The sequence below is a fragment of the Alteribacter keqinensis genome (assembly GCF_003710255.1).
In the GTDB taxonomy this organism is placed as follows: Bacteria; Bacillota; Bacilli; order Bacillales; family Salisediminibacteriaceae; genus Alteribacter; species Alteribacter keqinensis.
The window spans coordinates 773,601-792,014 of the sequence record NZ_RHIB01000001.1; the positions used below are offsets into that span (position 1 = coordinate 773,601).

Here is an 18,414-nt window from a genome sequence, read left to right on the forward strand (position 1 = left end):
CGTAAAATGTACATAAGGGAGAGTTTGAAAATGAACAAAAAGAAATGGTTAACGGTTGTAATGGGAACTGTGCTTGTTATCGGAGCATGTTCACCGGAAGAAGCCGATGAGGTTTCGGAGGGAGGAAGTTCTGAAGGGGAAAATGGGGAACAGGAACTCTCAGATGAAGAGGCGTTTCCAGTTACAGTTGAAGATGCAAGAGGAGAAGAGATCACAATTGAAGAGCAGCCTGATAACGTCATTTCCCTGCTTCCCAGCAATACAGAACTGATCTACGGCCTTGATGCATGGGATCAGCTGCAGGCGGTTACTTCTAACGATGATTATCCGGAGAAGGCAAGTGAGCTTCCAAGTGTAGGAGATATGGTTATCGATGTTGAAGCGGTTATAGCCAATGAGCCGGATCTTGTTCTCGGCGGGGCAATAAATGATCCCGAAGCACTTAATCAGATAGAAAGTGCCGGTATCCAGGTAGTCGTTATCGAAGATACAAATACGTTTGAAGATTTTTACCGAGTTGTTTCTACAGTTGGGGAAGTCCTCGGTAAGAATGATGAAGCAGGTGAACTGATTGCCTCATTTGAAGAAGAAATTGAACGGATAGAAAAGATCTCTGCTGATATTCCGGAAGAAGATCGTGTAAGTGTATGGGTCGAGGTCGGGGCAGATCCTGATTTGTTTACAACAGGATCAGGAACTTTTGTAAATGAAATGCTCGATGTAATTGGTGCAGATAACGTTGCTGGTGACCAGGAGGGGTGGGTCCAGTTTTCGGAAGAGGATGCGGTAACCCTTAATCCGGATGTGATCATCCTGACATACGGGGCCTACGTTGAAGATGCGCGGGGGGATGTTTTAAACCGTTCGGCATGGCAGAGTATCCCTGCTGTTGAACACGATAGGGTTTATGAACTTGAAGATTCAAATATCGTTACGCGCCAGGGCCCTCGGTTGATTGAAGGAGTCGAAACCCTTGCAAAATTTATCTACCCAGATCATTACTAACCGTCGACAGGTACTCATATATGTCATTTTCTTTACGCTCCTCACAGCAGCACTGTTTACTGGTGTGGGAGCAGGGAGCGTTTTCATTCACCCTTTTGAGGTGGCAAAGATACTCGCTCAGCAGCTGCCTGGGGTACAGATCCTTGTTGAAGATAAGAGTCCCCTCACCCATATTATTATGGATATCCGTCTGCCAAGGGTGATGCTTGCTTTGTTTGTTGGAGCTTCACTTTCGGTTGCCGGGGCTGCTTTTCAAGGGCTTTTACGTAATCCCCTGGCCGATCCGTATACACTTGGAGCCTCGTCCGGTGCAGCAGTAGGGGCAGTCATGGTCTTTTATTTCGGCATTACAATTCCATTCCTCGGTTCATTTACCCTTCCGGTCACAGCGGTGGCTGGGGGATTTGTTTCCCTTTACCTTGTTCTTATCATGGCAAGGCTGGTAAGCAGAACAATGGCTGTTGAAACGATTATTCTTATAGGGATTATTTTCAGTTCGTTTTTAGGCTCCGTTATTTCATTAATGATTGCCCTTAGTACTGATGAATTAAGGCAGATCATTAACTGGCTTATGGGATCTGTAGGGATGAGGGGCTGGCCGTATGTTTATTTAATCATTCCTTTCTTTATTACCGGTACGATTCTGTTGCTCGTACACTGGCGCGAGCTGAATGCTTTTGGTTTTGGTGAACAGTCTGCCCATCATTTGGGGATTGATGTGAAACAAAAAAAAACGGTAATCCTTTTTGCTGCCGCTATACTTACAGGCGCTGCAGTTGCGGTATCAGGAACAATAGGGTTTGTCGGCCTTGTCATTCCTCATTTTGTACGTCTTTTGAGCGGGCCTGATCATAAGCACCTGCTGATTCTTTCAGCTGCAGGGGGCGGGGCATTTCTCATATTCGCTGATGTCATTGCAAGAACAATACTTGCTCCTCAGGAATTACCGATAGGTGTTATTACGGCACTTATCGGGGCACCGGTTTTTGGGTTAATTTTGATTTATAAGATCAGGAACAGAAACGTATAGATTCGAGGTGATAATAAGTGATAAAAGTTGAGTCTCTGGAAGCCGGTTATGGAAACAGGCGAATAGTAAACGACTTGTCATTCCTGGTGGAAAAAGGGGAAGTCTATGGGGTTCTCGGACCTAATGGAAGTGGTAAAACAACACTGTTAAAAACCCTTACCCAGGCTCTCCCGTTCACAAAAGGAAAAATAGCTGTAGCTGGAAAACCTATAGAGAACTATCAGGTAAAGGAACTGGCACGTGTTATGGCCCTTCTTTCCCAGCACCATGAACAATCCTTTGCGTATACGGTAAAAGAAGTTGTGGCTATGGGGAGATATCCTCATAAAAAAGGACTCTTTCATTTTTCTGACGAAAAAGATGAACAGCTCGTTGAGGAAATGATGGAGTTGATGGATGTTACGGACTTTAAGGAAAAACCATTGTCAATGCTCAGCGGCGGGGAACAGCAACGGGTTTTTCTGGCAAGATCTCTCGTTCAGGAGCCAGAGGTTCTTCTTCTCGATGAGCCCACAAACCATCTTGATATTTCTTATCAGATTGAATTAATGAGCCGAATCGTCCGGCTTGCCGGAGAGAAGCGTCTCACAGTGCTGGCAGTTCTCCATGATGTCAACTTGGCAAGCATGTTTTGTGACCGCCTGCTTTTACTGAATGATGGGAAGAAGGTTGCAGAGGGAACCCCAGGATATGTTTTAAAGGATGAAAATCTTTCACAGATGTATAATACGCGATTAATAGAAAGCACTCATCCGACTGTTCCTAAACCGTTAATCACTTATGAACCTGATCATTATAGATCGGCTAATGGCACATTTATCAGATTTAAAGAGACAGATGCAAAGCTGATCATTGAAAGCGGTGCTCCTTGGAGGGTCATTACAACCCGGAAAAACGGGCCGGCTGTTCGGTGGATAAAACGTTTTACATTTTTAAAAGAAGGGATACCAGGACAAAAGGAAAATCAGGAGCTCATATTTGACATCAGGAAAGGTCGTTGTACGATTGTAAAAGAAAAGCACAGCGGGGGTTTTTCGCTGATTCTTGTTTTAAATGAAGGCGAGGTTACTGTCTCAGCGTTCCTGAACGGCCGTTTAAGTGACAACGGTATGTTTCACCTGGCAACACTCATTGCTGGCGCAGTCAAAGCCGCTGCGCCTGGCTACAGCCTTTGTGAAATGTGTATAGCTGTAACCGGGATGGGCGGGAGCTGGGGAGGGGAAAATGCGATAATGGAAAGTGCACGTGATCTTGTTAATGAAATTAAAAAAGGAGAGGTCAAACGTGAAGATTTATACGAAAAAAGGTGACAAAGGGAGTACCTACCTTATCGGCAGGCGGGTAGAGAAAAACCATCTAAGGGTGGAAGCCTACGGTACTGTAGATGAATTAAACAGCTTTATTGGAAGAGCGATCGCAAACCTCAGTCAAAAGACCTGTTCAGACGTAATTAAAGAGCTTACTGAAATTCAGCATCAACTGTTCGATTTAGGAGCAGATCTAGCCAATGTGACGGAATCTCCGTCCTATAAAACCAAGGAAATCTACATCGACACGATGGAAAAAGCCATCGATACCTATTGGGCGGAAGCACCTGAAATTAAGACCTTTGTCCTGCCGGGTGGCAGCGTGGGGGCTTCAGATCTCCATATCTGCCGTACAGTCGCAAGAAGAGCAGAGAGACGGGTCTTTGCATGTGCAAAAGAAGAATCGATTCCTGATGAAATAATAAAATATATTAACCGGTTGTCAGATTACCTGTTTGCTGCTGCGAGAGTTGTTAATTTCCGTGACGGGAATACAGATATTCTCTACAGAAGCAATCATGATGTATTTAAGTAAATGGTTGTGTTAAAGAGCATTGTTGATTTAACAAAAATGTGATTGCAGCGAATGCGTGACACTCCTGTGGAAGCAATGAGCGTAAATCAACACTATTTTAAGAGAGTCAAGTAAATAAATGCAAAAGAAAACCCCACGCTTTTAAAGCGTGGGGTTTCTGTATCCTGAGAAATTGGATTATACGTTGATTTCAATATCAGCATCTTCACGAAGCTGATCAATATATTTCTCCAGCTTAAGATTTTGTCTTAAGTCATCTTCCATTTCATCGAAATCTGCTTCAGGGTTTTGCTGGGCAATCTCTTCATATGCCTGCTCTACCTCTTCATCATTAACTTCAATAGCATCTTCTTCAAGGTGATCCAGCGTAATTAATTCTTCAACAGCAAGCTGCTGACGAATGTCTTCTTTTAATTCATCTTCGGTAAGACCGCTTTGTTCAAGGGCTTCTTCATACTGATCACGGTCTTCAAACTGAGCTTCAATAAGTTCGTCCAGTGTTTCTTCTACCTGCTCGTCAGATACGTCAATGTTCTGGTTTTGAGCTTCCTGCACTAAAAGCTCCTGATCTACCAGTTGTTCAACGATGTTTTGCTGCATCATTTGAACTTCTTCGGCAACCTCTTCATCGTCAAGTTCTACGCCTTGCTGTGCATACATTTGTTCAACCTGCATCATCTGCATATCATACTGGTCACGGGGAACTTCCTCGCCGTTCACAGTTGCAATTGGTTCACCGTCTTCTTCAGGAGCAGCCTCTCCGGCTTCACCTTCTTCACCGTCTTCATTAGTTTCTACTTCTTCAGTCTCTGGAGCATCTTCACCATCATTTACTTCAGGAGTTTCATCGTCTCCACAAGCAGCTAAAACTGAAATCGTAGTCACAGCGACTCCGATTGCAAGTGTCTTTTTAAAGCGTTTCATTTGGCATCACCTTTCTGAGCTGAAAATTTAATCCTTAGCATTAGTTCTCACTGTACCATATTGAGGAATGGGGTTTCAAATATTCAAATCTCTAAAAGTATGGACACGACGGGTTCTATGCTAGAATAGAAACCATCTTAATGGGGAGGGGATCATTGTTGCGTACTGATTTTCATAATCATCTGGAAAAAGGAACATTGACACTGGATTATCTGAAAAAGTTTACAGAAGAAGCTGAAAGAAAAGGTATTGATCATTTTGGTATTTCAGAACACGCCTATCATTTTGAAGAGACAAAAGAAATCCTCAGTAACCCCTGGGTAAACGAACGTCGGTGGTACACGATGGAAGAATACGTGAATCTGTTCGACCAGGCGAAAGAAGAGGGAATCAATGTACTCATGTCCATCGAAATGGATTACACCCCGGGAAAGCATAAAGAGATGGCAGCTTTCATTCAAAAATATCCTTTCGACTACGTGATCGGCAGTGTCCACTGGGTAGGAGACTTTGGTATTGATCTTGCTGAATACAGAAAAGAGTGGGACAAGCGGGATGTCAAAGACGTGTATAAGAAATATTTTGACCAGATCGTTACACTTGCTGAGTCCAACTTGTTTGATATTGTCGGACACATTGACCTTGTGAAAATCTTTGGCCATGTGCCGGATGACCGGGAATTTTTAATCGGTGAATATGAACGGGTAACGAATGCGATTAAAGAGTCAAAAACGTGCGTTGAAGTAAGTACGGCCGGACTCAGAAAGCATGTAGGAAGAATTTATCCGGAACCCGACCTTCTGAAAATGTGTTTTGAGAAAGATATTCCGATCGTTTTGTGCTCGGATGCTCACGAACCTGAACATGTTGGATATGAATATGATCAGGCAGTAAGGCTGGTAAAAGAAGTGGGCTATACGAAAGTGATGACGTTTAAGAATGGCAGAAGAGAAGAAGTGGAACTTACATAAAAGAAGCCCCGGAGGGTTAAACTTCCGGGGCTCCTTTTATTTATTCAGAGATAGTTTCGGCTGAGTGGTTGCTGTTTACCAGTGCTGTTATTTTTATTATTTATAGTTCCAGAACAGTCACGTGTCGGATGTCATCTACATTTTCAAGAGCTTCAACCGTTACTGCGTCCATTTCTTTATCAACAGACAGGATCATCATGGCGTCTCCGCCCTCGGATTTACGTCCGACCTGCATGGTGGCAATATTTACATCATGATTTCCTAAAAGCTGACCAACCCTGCCGATCACACCCGGTCTGTCATTATGCTTAATAAAGAGCTGGTGTTCTGAAGGCTGGAAGTCGACCGTAAAGTCGTCCACCTTGACGAAGCGCAGGCCGAAGTCCTGATTGGACGTTCCGAGGAGAGTAAACGTCTTCTGCTCTCCTGTAATAACCGCCTTGATCAGACTTTGGTAGCCGGTTTCTTCCTGGTTTCTTTTCTCACTTAAGGATACGCCCCGCTCTCTGGCTATAAACGATACGTTTACATCATTAACATAGGAATCCACACGGCTTTTGAAGAAACCATTCAGAAAGCTTCTCGTAAGTATCGCAGTATCATTTTCTGCTAATTTACCGGAATAGACGAGCTCGATCTCTTTTACGGGGATGCGCATACTCGTTGAAGACATTTTGCCCATTTTATATGCAAGTTCATAGAAAGGATGAATTTTTTCAAATGCATCCGATGAAATATGCGGGAAATTCAGCCCGTGAATGATCGGTTTTCCTTCAGAATAGGCAAGAATTTCAGAAGAGACCTGCTCTGCCACACTGCGTTGGGCTTCCTTAGTGGAAGCAGCAATATGCGGTGTGAGAATGACCTGGTCAAAATTTTTAAGAGGGTGGTTCTGAAGAGGCTCATCTTCAAAAACGTCTAAAGCAGCCCCGCGGACCTGCCCGGTTTCAAGTGCTTCCACAAGTGCTTGCTCATCGATAATCCCACCACGTGCACAATTAAGAATAAATACGCCTCGCTTTGCCTGCTCAAACTCCTTTTGACCAATCAAGCCTTTTGTATTTTTAGTAAGTGGTGTATGCACGGTAATGACATCACTCTCCCGGAGGATATCATCAAGTGAGCCTGAAGTGACGCCGAACTTTTCAGCCCTTTCTGCAGTTAAAAACGGATCGAAGACGATAACATTCATTTGAAACGCTTTTGCCCGGGCAGCAAGTTCAGTTCCAATTCGTCCGAACCCGACAATTCCCAGTGTCTTCCCGTAAAGCTCAAGCCCTTCAAACTTCTTACGGTTCCATTCTCCTCTTTTTACACTTTCGTTTGCCTGAGGAATGTTTCTGAGCAATGTGATCATCATGGCAAAGGTATGCTCACACGTTGAAATCGTATTCCCATCTGGTGCGTTAATGACAATGACACCGTGTTTTGTAGCAGCTTCCAGGTCAATATTGTCTACGCCGACACCTGCCCGGCCGATAATCTTCAGATTGGGGAGGGTCTTAAAAGTGTCTTCAGTAACTTGGGTGGCACTCCTGACAATAAGGGCCTCTACTGTAGGATCAGGTTGAGTAAATTCGGTGATCGGCTGTTCTATGAGCCGAATTTGTGGATTAGTGAGCAAAGGTGCGAGCCCTTCATTGCTCAAACGGTCCGATACGAGAACCGTGAATGTCTTCGCAGATGTTTTTGTGTCAATCAAAGATAAGTCCCTCCTTGGTCTTGGTATGCTACACAATATATCAGAAAACCGAACATGAAGAAAGAAAATTCGTAATATTAATTTTAATTTTTTAATGTAGTGCAGAATCAACGGGAGAAAGTGGTGTGTTTGGAAATTGAGTGGGGGAAGTCGGGGATTCTTAACATAAAGCCGTCAATTATTAACATTGGAGCGTGAATCCCTGATCTTGTGACAGGAGTTACACAAGTCAGATGAAAATCTGTTCATAGGTCAAGCAAGCAGTCTTGTATAAATATAGATCCCCTGCTTAAACTTCACTCGAGCCTGATGGAAACGTGAGAAAACCTTAAATGACTTAGGCAGTTTCACATAGTAAAATGGGTTAAACCTATGTGAGAGGTGACGTAATCATGATTTTGAAAACACGCCGGCTTCCAGTTTGGATGCTTAAGCTGGCTGCTTTAAAAAGAAGGATGTCTAAGCTCACCCCAGGTAAGAGGATATTAGCATCGAACTATCATTAAAGAAAGCCGGCTATCGTGGGGGGAAGAGCATTTGATTATCAACTGGTTACCTATTGGATGAGATGAATTGTTACGTTTTACAGGACATAAGAATGACCGGTCACCTGGGATGACACTTCCAAATGGATACGCTTTTTATCACTGAAAAATATCTTACAATCATTGAAGCTGAAAATTACCGGGGTACTATCACATTTGAACCGGAACTTAACCAGGTAAGGCAAATTGCGGGAGTACTTCTTAATATAAAAGGCAAAAAACAAAACCACGTATACGATAATTATATTATGTAAACAAAAAACCGCAATTAACAAAAAAACCCGCCATTTAGGCGGGCCCTGCTAAGTACTATTCAAATTTCAACGCGTCACCATCAAAGGACTCGTCTGCAATTTTAATGGAGTCGGTCGGGCAGCCATCAAATGCATCTTCCATATCTTCGTGAAGTTCTTCAGGTACAGCAGCCGTACCTTCATTGTCATCCAGGATAACAAATGCGATCCCATCGTCATCGTAATCATAAATATCAGGTGCAGCTGCACCGCATGCTCCGCAGGCTATGCAAGTATCTTTGTCAACAATCGTGAATTTTGCCATTATTAATTACCTCCCAATATGATGTAAGTATGATCCCTTTAATTCTCTATTATGTAGAAAGGGCATTTTTAGAACCATTACTGTTATGTCTTCACCTAATGTTATTGTAATGGTTCTACCTCTTTCTTTCAATAGAAAATATAAGGGGTAATTCCGGACAGGCAAGGTTTTACCTGGTCTGATTTACTCGGATCTTTTATAATGTTAAAAAGGTGTTCGGAAAGGGGGAAGCACAATGGATGCACAGAAATGGTTAATGCTGACCGTCATCAGACAATTTTGCGGACAACGGAGCATGAACGGCGTGATTTATCTCCTTCATGGAAGGCGGTCCTCACAGGTCATCCAAGATGCTTCATTGTTTTATGTTTTACCGTTAACTGCTTGTTTAAAACATCGTTATAAAGAAGAGTTGTACAGTGTAAAAAATGAGCTGAAAAAAGAAGAGGCATACATAGAAGATGAAAAAGGTAGGGTGTCCTTGACAGATTATGGTTCTGACTTACTAGAAAAGGCCAATTCACAATTCGTCCTTCCGGTACATTTCAACGGGGGAAAGTATGAACTGAATGGGGAAGCGGACTGGTTCTGGAAGCGGCTCTCTCTTTTTATCCAGTCCTTGTCGGTCCGCCTGAAAAGTTCGACACCTTTTATTCCTGTTCAATATGACAGCAAAGTCCAGCATTGGGTGAAAGGCTACTTTCCGGAAAAAGATCAGAGAAAAAACGTTGCAGACGGACTATATAAAGAACTGTATACACTCCTTGAGAACATGGAGGACGAAGTGGCTCTGATATTTGTAAGACGGCTGACTTCGTGGAAACGAACCGGCGAGACGATCAGTCAGCTTACTGCTGAGAACAAAGACCCCGTCATGACTTATTTGTCCTTCAGGTCGGTAATTCATTATTTGATGGATCAAGTCACACAAAAGAAAGAGGCATATCCGCATCTTTCCTTGTTTTTAAAAGAGACCCGGAAAACTTCACTGGTAACAAATACCGCTGAAGAGACTTACAGACTGCTTAAGCAAGGGTATTCGATGGACCGGATTGCATCAAAGAGGAATCTTAAAAAGAGTACAATTGAAGATCATATTATTGAAATTATCCTTTTTACACCAGGTGTTCATGCGGGGCAGTTCGTGGACCCGGCAATTGTAGAGCAAGTCCTGAATGTAGCAGAGGAATTGAATACACAACGGTTAAAAAAGATAAAAGATGCTCTTGGAGAAGGCTATGATTATTTTACAATACGGGCATCTCTTGCAAGCCGCCATGAAAGGATGAGCCAAAGATGAATATAGAAACGGCTTTGCGGCAATCTTTCGGCTACGCCGGTTTCAGGTCAGGACAGAAGGAGATTATTAAAGACGTACTAAAGGGAACCGACGTTCTTGCAGTGCTCCCTACAGGAACAGGAAAAACCCTGTGCTACCAATTTCCTTCAAGATATCTAAAAGGGATGACCATTGTTGTGTCTCCTTTGCTGTCTCTGATGGAGGATCAGGTTCACCAGCTCAAAGCCCGCGGGGAGAAAGGAGCTGTAGCCTTAAACAGTCACGTCAATAAGGATGAAAGAGAGCGGATTGTAAAAACCTTTAATGACCGGACACTTTTGTATGTATCACCGGAAATGCTCCAGAGTAACTGGCTCATGTATCATTTGAAAAAGCACAGGGTCGGTCTTTTTGTAGTTGATGAAGCCCATTGTATATCCCAGTGGGGACATGAATTCAGAACGGATTACCTGAAGCTGGCTGCAATCCGCGAATCACTGGGTCAGCCCGGATGCCTTGCTCTCACAGCGACAGCAACACCTGCTGTGCAAAAAGACATTGTCAGCCACTTGAATATGACGGGAACGAGGGAGCATATCTACTCAGTGGACAGGCCCAATATATCCCTCCATGTTAAAAAAGCAGCCGGTTATGAAGAAAAAATCACACTTATTAAAGATGCGGTTCTTGATTTTAAAAAGCCGGGTATTGTTTATACGGCAACCAGAGCAGAGGCGGAAATGCTCTCTCAGATAATAAAAAATCAGACATCAATCAGGACAGCATCCTATCATGGAGGAATGGAAGGAGAGGATAGGATTCTCGTCCAACAGCAGTTCATTCGTGATGAGCTTGATGTTGTTTTTTGCACGAATGCCTTTGGAATGGGGATTAATAAATCCAATATTCAATTCGTCCTTCATGCACACATCCCTCAGTCTGTAGAGCACTACGTACAGGAAACAGGCCGGGCAGGAAGGGGAGGGGGACAGAGTGCGGCTCTCCTTATTTATACTGAAGAAGACCGGTATCTTCCATTGTCTTTTATAGATTATGAAGTACCATCTAAAGAGGAAGTAAAACACTTTTTTGCAGGTATTAAAAGTAGAAGGAAAAACGGGGACACCTCAATCTTGTTATCAGAGTTCCTGGGCCCTTTAGGTTTTGATGAAACAAAAGAACGCCTATTTCAATACCATCTAGAGTACTTTGGGGCGGTACGTGATCATCATCTCATGATTGAAAATTGCAGGGATGATTGGGAAGAGCGGCTGATCCGTTTTTTTGATAAGCGTAAAGTAAAAAAACGAAAGCAGCTCACGGCAATGGAAAAGGTCATTGAAACAGAGGGTAATTGTTTGAGGGAACAGGTCCTTGGCTACTTTGGAGAGGCGAAAAAAGAGAAGATCACTCCCTGCTGTTCTGGATGTAATGATAAGCCGGTATTTGCAACAGGGGCAGAAAGAGAAGAAGACCATTCAAATGACACAGGGACTTGGAAGGCGCTTCTTAGTGAAGTTTTTTGATAAGGAGGACACAGATTGAAATCCCACAAAGAGATTATTAACACCTTGTCCGATAGAGATTTACTTCTCAATTTATATATATCTCAGGCTGTGATGCTCCTTCTTGCACTGGTTTTTTCGAGATTTCTTCTCGGGAGCTGGCTGGCCCCCTTTGAAATGATTACATTTTCCGCAGATGCAGTGCTCCTGGGGTTTGCCATAGCCGCTGTAGTCGTAGCAGTAGAGCTTGTTTTTGTAAGGTATCTTCCAGGCTCTTTTTTTGATGACGGAGGCATTAATGAACGGGTTTTTAAAGACCGTTCGTTTTTTCATATTCTTATCATTTCCCTGACGGTTGCTGTATGTGAGGAAATATTGTTCAGAGGGGTTATTCAGACCTCTTTTGGAATTATTATTGCATCAGTTATTTTCGCGCTTATTCATTTCAGGTATCTCCATCAGCCTTTTTTGTTCGGGTTTACAGTTATATTAAGCTTTCTACTTGGATTTGTTTACTTATGGACCGGCAACCTGCTCACTGTAATCAGTGCGCATTTCTTTATTGACGCCATTCTTGGTCTGCTGATTCGTTATAATGTATTGAATAGGATAGGAAAAAATCCTTAGTTCTTACTATTTACATAAGTGGACAATTAAGGGAAGATAGTGTAAGACATATGTTAAAGTCCGAGGTGAAAAGAGATGCGCGCACAAAGCCGGCAGGATCTGCATAATAACGGGCAGGAACAGACTGGTTCCATTGATTTTTCAGAAATGGATGCCATGGATCTTCCCCCCAGAAGTGTCGTGAGAAAGCAGCGGGAAGCAGAAAAAAAACAAAAGAAAATAGAAGCAGAAGAAGAGGAACCGAATCAGGAAACCGTCCAGTTTCCTCTTGTAAGATTATTTTTACTGCTGTTTTTTATGCTTGTGATTACAGTCATAACCTACCCCATGTGGAGTGAGTTTTTTGCAGGGTAAAGCATGAAAACAAATTGTCCTCATATACATGATAAAAACGATGGAGGTTTATCATGGAAAGTGAGAGAAGAATGCAAAAAAATGAGAACCACATAGTCGTTAAAGCGCTGGTTAAAGCAAAAAGAAAAGAAGAGAAAGCGGAAAAAACAGTTATAAGAGCAGGTATCCTCTGTCTTTGTGTGCTGGCTCTGGCTGTATTTTATATGATTACGGCTGTTTTTCTTTCCCATCACTCTTCCCAGTACTGGACGGTCATGATTCATGATCCGGTCATGATTATCCTGATTGCCGTACTGGTATATACATTCGCCAATCTGAAAAACAAGAAAAAATCCCAGGATAAAGCTGAAAGGGATTTTGACAGGCTGAGAGAAGATGTTATAGACCGTTCATCAGACATATGGCAGCTACAGCATTCAACAGCCGACCGGGAGACATATTATCAGCACCTGATGAAGGAACATAATATTAATCTGTACCATAAATAGAAAATGAAACTTAGTTGCGGTTATCAATAAAGGCTGCCTCGGAATGTATTCCGGGACAGCCTTTTATTATGAACTTTTTGCCTCTACATTGGGGGAAGAAATAAGACCGAAAAATGCGCATCCGTTTCGCCGGAACCGCTGTCCGTGGATGATAACGCTTTCATTATCAATGTGTTCAATTTTTCCGTATGCTACAGTCTTGCAGGTAGTAATACAAAAGGCTTCAACAGGGTAGCCAAGCTTCATGTTACGGGCGAACTCCGCGTCAGTAACTAACGAGCGGTTTTTCCATTTATGCAGGTTCATCGGAATCCTCCTTACAGAATATTAAAATGTCAGAAAATTAAGAATCTTTATGTTTATTATACTGACTCCGGATCAGATGTGCAAGAGTCTGGAGAAAAAATAGGCGTTATCATCAAGAGGGGCAGAGACGTTACAACAAATACCTGCGGTGTACATATAATGAGATGAGTGAACAAAAGAGGTGAAGTACATTGAGTGATAAAAACAATCTGGGGAATGCTATTCTTCTTGTTGTCACCATATTTGTTTTTTTGAGTTTTACATTCGGATTTGGAGCCAGTTCCAATGGAGATGATGATGACTTCATTGTCATTCAGTCATAAACAGCAGGTAAGGCAGGTGTAGGAATTTGAGTAACAAGGGGAAAAACCCGAAGCAAAACGGTAAAAAGTCGTATACAGAAGACCTCGGCCCCTTAAGTCCTCAGCAGCTTGCTGTTATACTCGCTATGCTTACGAATGTTTTACGTGTAAAAGCGGTGTTGATAACTGTGGATCAGACTGTGGAAGTTGTTCTTCAAGGCAATCTGAAGCAGCAGAAAAAAGAAATCCAGAATATGCTTAACGAGTTGAGTGAAGATAAGGTCGATGAATGGATGAGGATGCTCCAGAAGTTCAACAGTGATTAAAGAAAGAGAGATCTGTATAAAAGGTTCTCTCTTTTTGGTTGTTTACAGGAGAATTTGTATTAAAATAAATGGGTGTGATGTATTTTAAGGTGATTTCCGATACAATGTAAGGGGTTACATAATGAGTTCAAAAGACGAATGAGGAGTGGATCAAGTGAATGAAATAAAATCAGATATTCAGATTGCTCAGGAAAGTAAAATGACGCCAATCAGAGACATTGTTGAAAATCTCGGAATAAGTGAAACTGAGTGGGAGCCTTACGGCCATTATAAAGCGAAGCTGTCACTCTCTCTTATGGACAGATTGGAAAAAAATAAAGACGGGAAAGTCATTCTTGTTACAGCAATCAACCCGACTCCTGCAGGAGAAGGGAAATCGACTTGTACTGTCGGTCTCGGCCAAGCATTAAATAAAATCGGCAGGCGTGCCATGATTGCTTTAAGGGAACCGTCACTCGGTCCTACTATGGGAATTAAAGGCGGAGCAGCGGGAGGGGGCTATTCACAGGTTGTTCCAATGGAAGACATTAACCTGCATTTTACAGGAGACATTCATGCAATTACGACTGCACATAATGCGCTGGCAGCCATGATGGATAATCATATACACAGAGGAAATGAACTCGGGATTGACGTGCGTAAAGTAGTCTGGAAGAGAGTCATGGATATGAACGACCGCTCACTCAGGGAGGTTGTTGTGGGACTTGGAGGGCCATTGAAAGGGGTGCCGAGAGAATCAGGGTTTGACATAACAGTAGCATCTGAAATTATGGCTATCCTGTGTCTCGCAGCCGATTTAAAAGACCTGAAACACCGCCTTTCAAAAATGGTCGTTGCCTACACATCAGACGATAAGCCGATTACTGCGAGTGATCTTGGGGCGGAAGGGGTACTGACGCTGTTATTAAAAGATGCGATAAAACCGAACCTTGTACAGACCCTTGAGAACACGCCTGCACTGATCCACGGAGGTCCATTTGCTAATATCGCGCATGGCTGTAACAGCGTAATGGCTACGAAGATGGCCGCAAAGCTGTCTGACTATGTTGTTACCGAGGCAGGTTTTGGGGCAGACCTGGGGGCAGAGAAGTTCCTTGATATTAAAACACGGGCAGGCGATATTGACCCTGACCTGGTAGTTATTGTAGCTACAATCAGAGCCTTGAAAATGCACGGCGGGGTGTCTAAAGACAACTTGAAAGAAGAAAACGTAGAAGCTTTGAAAAATGGACTGGCAAACCTCGAGAAGCATGTTGAAACCATTCGTCAGTTCGGGCTTCCCCATATCGTAGCCATAAACCGTTTCCTTCATGATACCGATGCTGAAATTGAAGCACTTACATCGTGGTGCAATGAACAGGGCATCAATGTTGTTCTGGCTGATGTCTGGGCTAAAGGTGGAGAAGGTGGCCGTGAGCTTGCCGAAAAAGCTGTAGCATTAATCGAAGAAAATGATAAAAACTTTACTCATATGTATGATGTGAACGAGTCAATCGAAGAGAAAATCAAGGCAATTGCAACGAAGGTATACGGTGCAAAAACCGTCGAGTTCAGCAGCTATGTTAAAAAGCAGATGGCTGATTATGCCCGTTACGGTTGGGGTAATCTTCCTGTCTGCATGGCAAAAACCCAGTATTCCCTGAGTGACGATCCGTCTAAACTTGGCCGGCCGGAAGGTTTTACGATTACAGTCAGAGAACTGAAACCTTCTATAGGTGCAGGGTTTATTGTAGCCTTAACAGGGGATGTCATGACGATGCCGGGTCTTCCAAAAGAGCCTGCTGCACTTAAAATGGATGTGGATGAAGAGGGCAGGGCCGTAGGTTTGTTTTAAATTAATTAAGACAGGATCGGTGAAGCTGCTTGAGGTTATCGGCTTCACCTGCTCTGGGCCCGGCACAGGGAAATATTATGTGCCGGGTTTTTACGTTTTAGGCTATCTTGAATGCAGAATTAGGGGAAGGGTGCATTAACCCCTCATTGAAGATCAACTTCCCATGATGTGATGAAAAAATCAGAGAAACAGGATAATTCAGCCGAAAAAAGACCGCATGCCTATTATCATGCGCCATGGTGCGATTAATTAGCGTGGGTGTCTGTGTTAAAGCTCATTGTTTTAAAATGTTGATTGGAGCGAATGCACAGCACTCCTGCGATAAAGCGAGTTCCGGGGGTCCCTGTCAAGCACGAGCCCTGCTTCATAAATAAGCATTTATTTAATTTGTCACATAAGGTTCACAGCCTTGCCGAGGAAGAAGCAGCATGATGAGGAGGCTCCCGCTGCTGAAAGGGGTGAAAGGAGCGGAGATAGGTTAGCAGAACTAACTCACTATTTAAATGGCATACCTGTTAATGATGAAAAAAGAAGCTTTTCAATTGGACAAATGGACGTTCCTCTTCAGGAGAATTGAATAACATAAAGAAGTACAGAAGAGGAGGTCAGGTGTGGGCAGAAAACAGCTTTTTCTTTATCTTGCAGGGTTTTTATCAGGCCATTATGCTATTTTATTTTTTAAAAACCAGCCTTATTACTCCATAGAGCTTTTAACAGCTTCACTGGTTTTTTCTCCCTTTTCGTGGTTTTTTGGAGCTTTTTCATTTGTCTTAGGTTTTCTTTGTTTTTCATCCTTAATTAAAGCAGAACATCAGGGGCTGTTTAATCTGATTGGCAAAAGACATGCTGTATTATTCCTGACAGCTTTGTACTTTATCCTTATGTTTAAATGGCCCGGTGTTGTGTTTGCTGGATTTGCATTGCTTTATGGTATAATGGATGCGCTCGATTTAAGGAGGAAGGAGAGGGATCAGTCATGATTTTCGCTGTTGCTGCAGGCGCTGTGCTGGTTTTGGTGCTGTGCTTCTTTCTTCTTACATACATGCGTTCTCTTGCATTTTCACACCATATTACGAATGAAACGATTACGCTTCCGGTTCAAATGGAAGACAATCATATTCTTTTTATCTCGGATATTCACCGGCGTCAGCTGAAGCCGGGATTTTTTCGGACGTTTTCAAAAACCCCGGATATGGTTTGGATCGGGGGAGACCTTGCAGAGCGTGGAGTAAATGAAAAGACGCTCAAACATAATCTGAAGGTTTTATCCTCAATTGCACCGGTTTATTTTGTCTTTGGAAATAACGATTACGAATGGCCTGAAGCTTCTTTTACACGTATTCTTCATCAATTTAATGTAACGATACTTAAGAATAGCGCTGTTACCTTTAAAGACACATGGACACTGAGTGGAATTGATGACATGAACAGAGGGATACCTGAATTTGAAACGGCATTAAAAGGCTCAAGGGGCCCGGTTATTTTGCTCAGCCATAACCCGGAGGCTGCATGGGCGGTTTCGGGCTTCGATAAGGTAGTGTGTGTGGTAAGCGGTCATACTCACGGCGGGCAGATCAGGCTCGGTCCTTTTGGAATTGCAGAAAAGGCAGGCTGGACTCTGAAGGGGGGCAAACCCGTATTTATCAGCTCCGGGTACGGTACGACCCAGATTCCTTTACGCCTCGGGACAAAGGCTGAATGTCATGTTCTCCGGATAAAAGGCTGTAGTTAAACGAAAGATGAAAAAAAGTTAAACAAATTTTACACAAGTTAAAGAAGTAAGGTATACTGAATCAAATGAAGGACGTAGATTACAGGCTTTCAGAGGTTGATATACATGTCCGGATAAATTTGTATTAGGTGGGATGAAAATGGGTCGTATTGAAGGCAAGTATAATATAAAAGCCGTCTCCAATATGCTGGGTATTCAGGCAGGGACTCTCCGGGCATGGGAAAGACGTTACGACATTATTGAGCCTGTCAGAAATCAGGCCGGCCACCGCTTGTATACAGACGAACACGTAGCTGTCCTGAGGTGGCTCATAAATAAAGTAAACAAAGGTTTTACGATCGGACAGGCGGTGGGCCTGCTGGAAGATCATGACCTGAATGACATGCCGGTGGATACTGCAAATGAAAATGACAGGGCTTCGTCAATTAAAGAAGAGCTTTTTCATGCCCTTCTCCGCTTTCAGGAACATAAAAGCAATCAGATTCTTGATCAGGCTTTTGGTATGTTTTCCATTGAAAAGGTCATGACAGACATCCTCGGGAAAATTCTTGTTGAAATCGGGGACAAATGGGAAGAGGGAGAGATTTCATCTGCCCATGAACATTACATTACTGCTTTTTTGCGTACAAAAATAGGGAGCGTATTTCACAACCTTCCTGTTGATGGTCTGCTTCCCAAAGTGGTCTGTGTCTGTGGTCCCGATGAAACACATGAAATCGGGCTGCTTATTTTCACTTTATATTTACGGCGCAGAGGATATGAAGTGATCTATTTAGGCAGCGGAGTTCCAAAAGAAGATTTGAATATCGTAGTAGATGAAGTAAAGCCGAAGATGGTGTTTATTTCCTGTACCATGACAAGGCATCTGAAAGGGACGTTTGAGGCTGCTGAAGACCTTAAAGAAAAGTTTGAAGGAGTACGTGTGGGTGTCGGCGGAAATGCTCTTATGAACTTAAGTGCGAAGGATGAAGAGAAATACGAAGATATGCTCCTCGGTTTTTCACCATCTGAATGGGAACAATGGATAAGAGTCTGACATATTGGGCGTTGTGTCGAACCAAATATTCCTCCTTTACATACTGTA

21 protein-coding genes are annotated in these 18,414 nt (G+C 43.0%); 17 read left to right on the forward strand and 4 right to left on the reverse strand.

The window, feature by feature from the left end; genetic code table 11:
• Positions 1-30 precede the first annotated feature (30 nt).
• From EBO34_RS03860 to EBO34_RS03875, 4 genes are read left to right on the forward strand one after another with little or no spacing between them, the layout of a single operon-like run.
• Positions 31-1,005, forward strand: coding sequence for an ABC transporter substrate-binding protein (locus EBO34_RS03860; RefSeq protein ID WP_183163693.1), 975 nt, complete (start codon positions 31-33; stop codon positions 1,003-1,005).
• Complete coding sequence (locus tag EBO34_RS03865; protein ID WP_249413989.1) at positions 974-2,035, forward strand: FecCD family ABC transporter permease; 1,062 nt, start codon at positions 974-976, stop codon at positions 2,033-2,035. Before EBO34_RS03860 ends, EBO34_RS03865 begins: the two co-directional genes overlap by 32 nt.
• A 17-nt stretch (positions 2,036-2,052) precedes the next feature.
• Positions 2,053-3,345: a heme ABC transporter ATP-binding protein gene (locus tag EBO34_RS03870; protein WP_122896622.1), complete on the forward strand. Its 1,293-nt coding sequence runs from the start codon at positions 2,053-2,055 to the stop codon at positions 3,343-3,345.
• Entirely contained in the window at positions 3,320-3,877 is a 558-nt protein-coding gene (locus EBO34_RS03875; RefSeq protein WP_122896623.1) for a cob(I)yrinic acid a,c-diamide adenosyltransferase, read from the forward strand. The genes EBO34_RS03870 and EBO34_RS03875 overlap by 26 nt, the downstream gene beginning before the upstream one ends.
• 177 nt (positions 3,878-4,054) lie before the next feature.
• Here EBO34_RS03875 and EBO34_RS03880 read toward each other — a convergent pair whose 3' ends face one another.
• The gene (locus EBO34_RS03880; protein WP_122896624.1) at positions 4,055-4,801 is read right to left on the reverse strand and encodes a SurA N-terminal domain-containing protein; all 747 of its coding nucleotides are present in this window, start codon (positions 4,799-4,801) and stop codon (positions 4,055-4,057) included.
• 158 nt (positions 4,802-4,959) lie between these two features.
• Here EBO34_RS03880 and EBO34_RS03885 point away from each other — a divergent pair, with 158 nt between their 5' ends.
• Entirely contained in the window at positions 4,960-5,772 is an 813-nt protein-coding gene (locus tag EBO34_RS03885) for a histidinol-phosphatase (protein WP_122896625.1), read from the forward strand.
• A gap of 100 nt (positions 5,773-5,872) precedes the next feature.
• Here the strand turns inward: EBO34_RS03885 and serA are convergent, their stop codons facing one another.
• Positions 5,873-7,474: a phosphoglycerate dehydrogenase gene (serA, locus tag EBO34_RS03890; RefSeq protein ID WP_249413990.1), complete on the reverse strand. Its 1,602-nt coding sequence runs from the start codon at positions 7,472-7,474 to the stop codon at positions 5,873-5,875.
• 628 nt (positions 7,475-8,102) lie between these two features.
• Here serA and EBO34_RS20545 point away from each other — a divergent pair.
• The gene (locus EBO34_RS20545; RefSeq protein WP_183163695.1) at positions 8,103-8,273 is read left to right on the forward strand and encodes a hypothetical protein; all 171 of its coding nucleotides are present in this window, start codon (positions 8,103-8,105) and stop codon (positions 8,271-8,273) included.
• A 55-nt stretch (positions 8,274-8,328) separates the two neighbouring features.
• Here EBO34_RS20545 and EBO34_RS03895 read toward each other — a convergent pair whose 3' ends face one another.
• Positions 8,329-8,577, reverse strand: a complete 249-nt coding sequence (locus EBO34_RS03895) for a ferredoxin (protein ID WP_122896626.1) — start codon at positions 8,575-8,577, stop codon at positions 8,329-8,331.
• 235 nt (positions 8,578-8,812) lie between these two features.
• On the opposite strand from EBO34_RS03895, the gene EBO34_RS03900 reads away from it, so the two are divergent.
• The 5 genes from EBO34_RS03900 to EBO34_RS03920 all read left to right on the forward strand — a co-directional run bounded on the left by EBO34_RS03900 (position 8,813) and on the right by EBO34_RS03920 (position 12,830).
• Positions 8,813-9,877, forward strand: a complete 1,065-nt coding sequence (locus EBO34_RS03900; protein ID WP_122896627.1) for a YpbB family protein — start codon at positions 8,813-8,815, stop codon at positions 9,875-9,877.
• Positions 9,874-11,382, forward strand: a complete 1,509-nt coding sequence (locus tag EBO34_RS03905; RefSeq protein WP_122896628.1) for a RecQ family ATP-dependent DNA helicase — start codon at positions 9,874-9,876, stop codon at positions 11,380-11,382. The genes EBO34_RS03900 and EBO34_RS03905 overlap by 4 nt, the downstream gene beginning before the upstream one ends.
• A gap of 15 nt (positions 11,383-11,397) precedes the next feature.
• The gene (locus EBO34_RS03910; RefSeq protein WP_249413991.1) at positions 11,398-11,988 is read left to right on the forward strand and encodes a CPBP family intramembrane glutamic endopeptidase; all 591 of its coding nucleotides are present in this window, start codon (positions 11,398-11,400) and stop codon (positions 11,986-11,988) included.
• A 75-nt stretch (positions 11,989-12,063) separates the two neighbouring features.
• Positions 12,064-12,342, forward strand: a complete 279-nt coding sequence (locus tag EBO34_RS03915) for a hypothetical protein (RefSeq protein ID WP_122896629.1) — start codon at positions 12,064-12,066, stop codon at positions 12,340-12,342.
• Positions 12,343-12,395: 53 nt separating this feature from the next.
• Complete coding sequence (locus tag EBO34_RS03920; protein WP_122896630.1) at positions 12,396-12,830, forward strand: DUF2663 family protein; 435 nt, start codon at positions 12,396-12,398, stop codon at positions 12,828-12,830.
• 66 nt (positions 12,831-12,896) lie between these two features.
• Here EBO34_RS03920 and EBO34_RS03925 read toward each other — a convergent pair whose 3' ends face one another.
• Positions 12,897-13,136: a hypothetical protein gene (locus EBO34_RS03925; protein ID WP_122896631.1), complete on the reverse strand. Its 240-nt coding sequence runs from the start codon at positions 13,134-13,136 to the stop codon at positions 12,897-12,899.
• A 191-nt stretch (positions 13,137-13,327) separates the two neighbouring features.
• Here EBO34_RS03925 and EBO34_RS21035 point away from each other — a divergent pair, with 191 nt between their 5' ends.
• The 6 genes from EBO34_RS21035 (at position 13,328) to EBO34_RS03945 (ending at position 18,366) form a co-directional block, all read left to right on the forward strand.
• Positions 13,328-13,459: a hypothetical protein gene (locus EBO34_RS21035; RefSeq protein ID WP_272873237.1), complete on the forward strand. Its 132-nt coding sequence runs from the start codon at positions 13,328-13,330 to the stop codon at positions 13,457-13,459.
• A gap of 26 nt (positions 13,460-13,485) precedes the next feature.
• Complete coding sequence (locus tag EBO34_RS03930; protein WP_122896632.1) at positions 13,486-13,764, forward strand: hypothetical protein; 279 nt, start codon at positions 13,486-13,488, stop codon at positions 13,762-13,764.
• A 145-nt stretch (positions 13,765-13,909) separates the two neighbouring features.
• Positions 13,910-15,598 carry a formate--tetrahydrofolate ligase gene (locus tag EBO34_RS03935; protein WP_122896633.1) on the forward strand — a complete coding sequence of 563 codons (1,689 nt, stop codon included), beginning with the start codon at positions 13,910-13,912 and terminating at the stop codon, positions 15,596-15,598.
• A gap of 611 nt (positions 15,599-16,209) precedes the next feature.
• Entirely contained in the window at positions 16,210-16,578 is a 369-nt protein-coding gene (locus EBO34_RS20550; RefSeq protein ID WP_183163696.1) for a hypothetical protein, read from the forward strand.
• Entirely contained in the window at positions 16,575-17,330 is a 756-nt protein-coding gene (locus EBO34_RS03940; protein ID WP_183163697.1) for a metallophosphoesterase, read from the forward strand. Before EBO34_RS20550 ends, EBO34_RS03940 begins: the two co-directional genes overlap by 4 nt.
• A 139-nt stretch (positions 17,331-17,469) precedes the next feature.
• On the forward strand, positions 17,470-18,366 hold the full coding sequence (locus EBO34_RS03945) for a MerR family transcriptional regulator (RefSeq protein ID WP_122896635.1): 897 nt from the start codon (positions 17,470-17,472) through the stop codon (positions 18,364-18,366).
• Positions 18,367-18,414 lie beyond the last annotated feature (48 nt).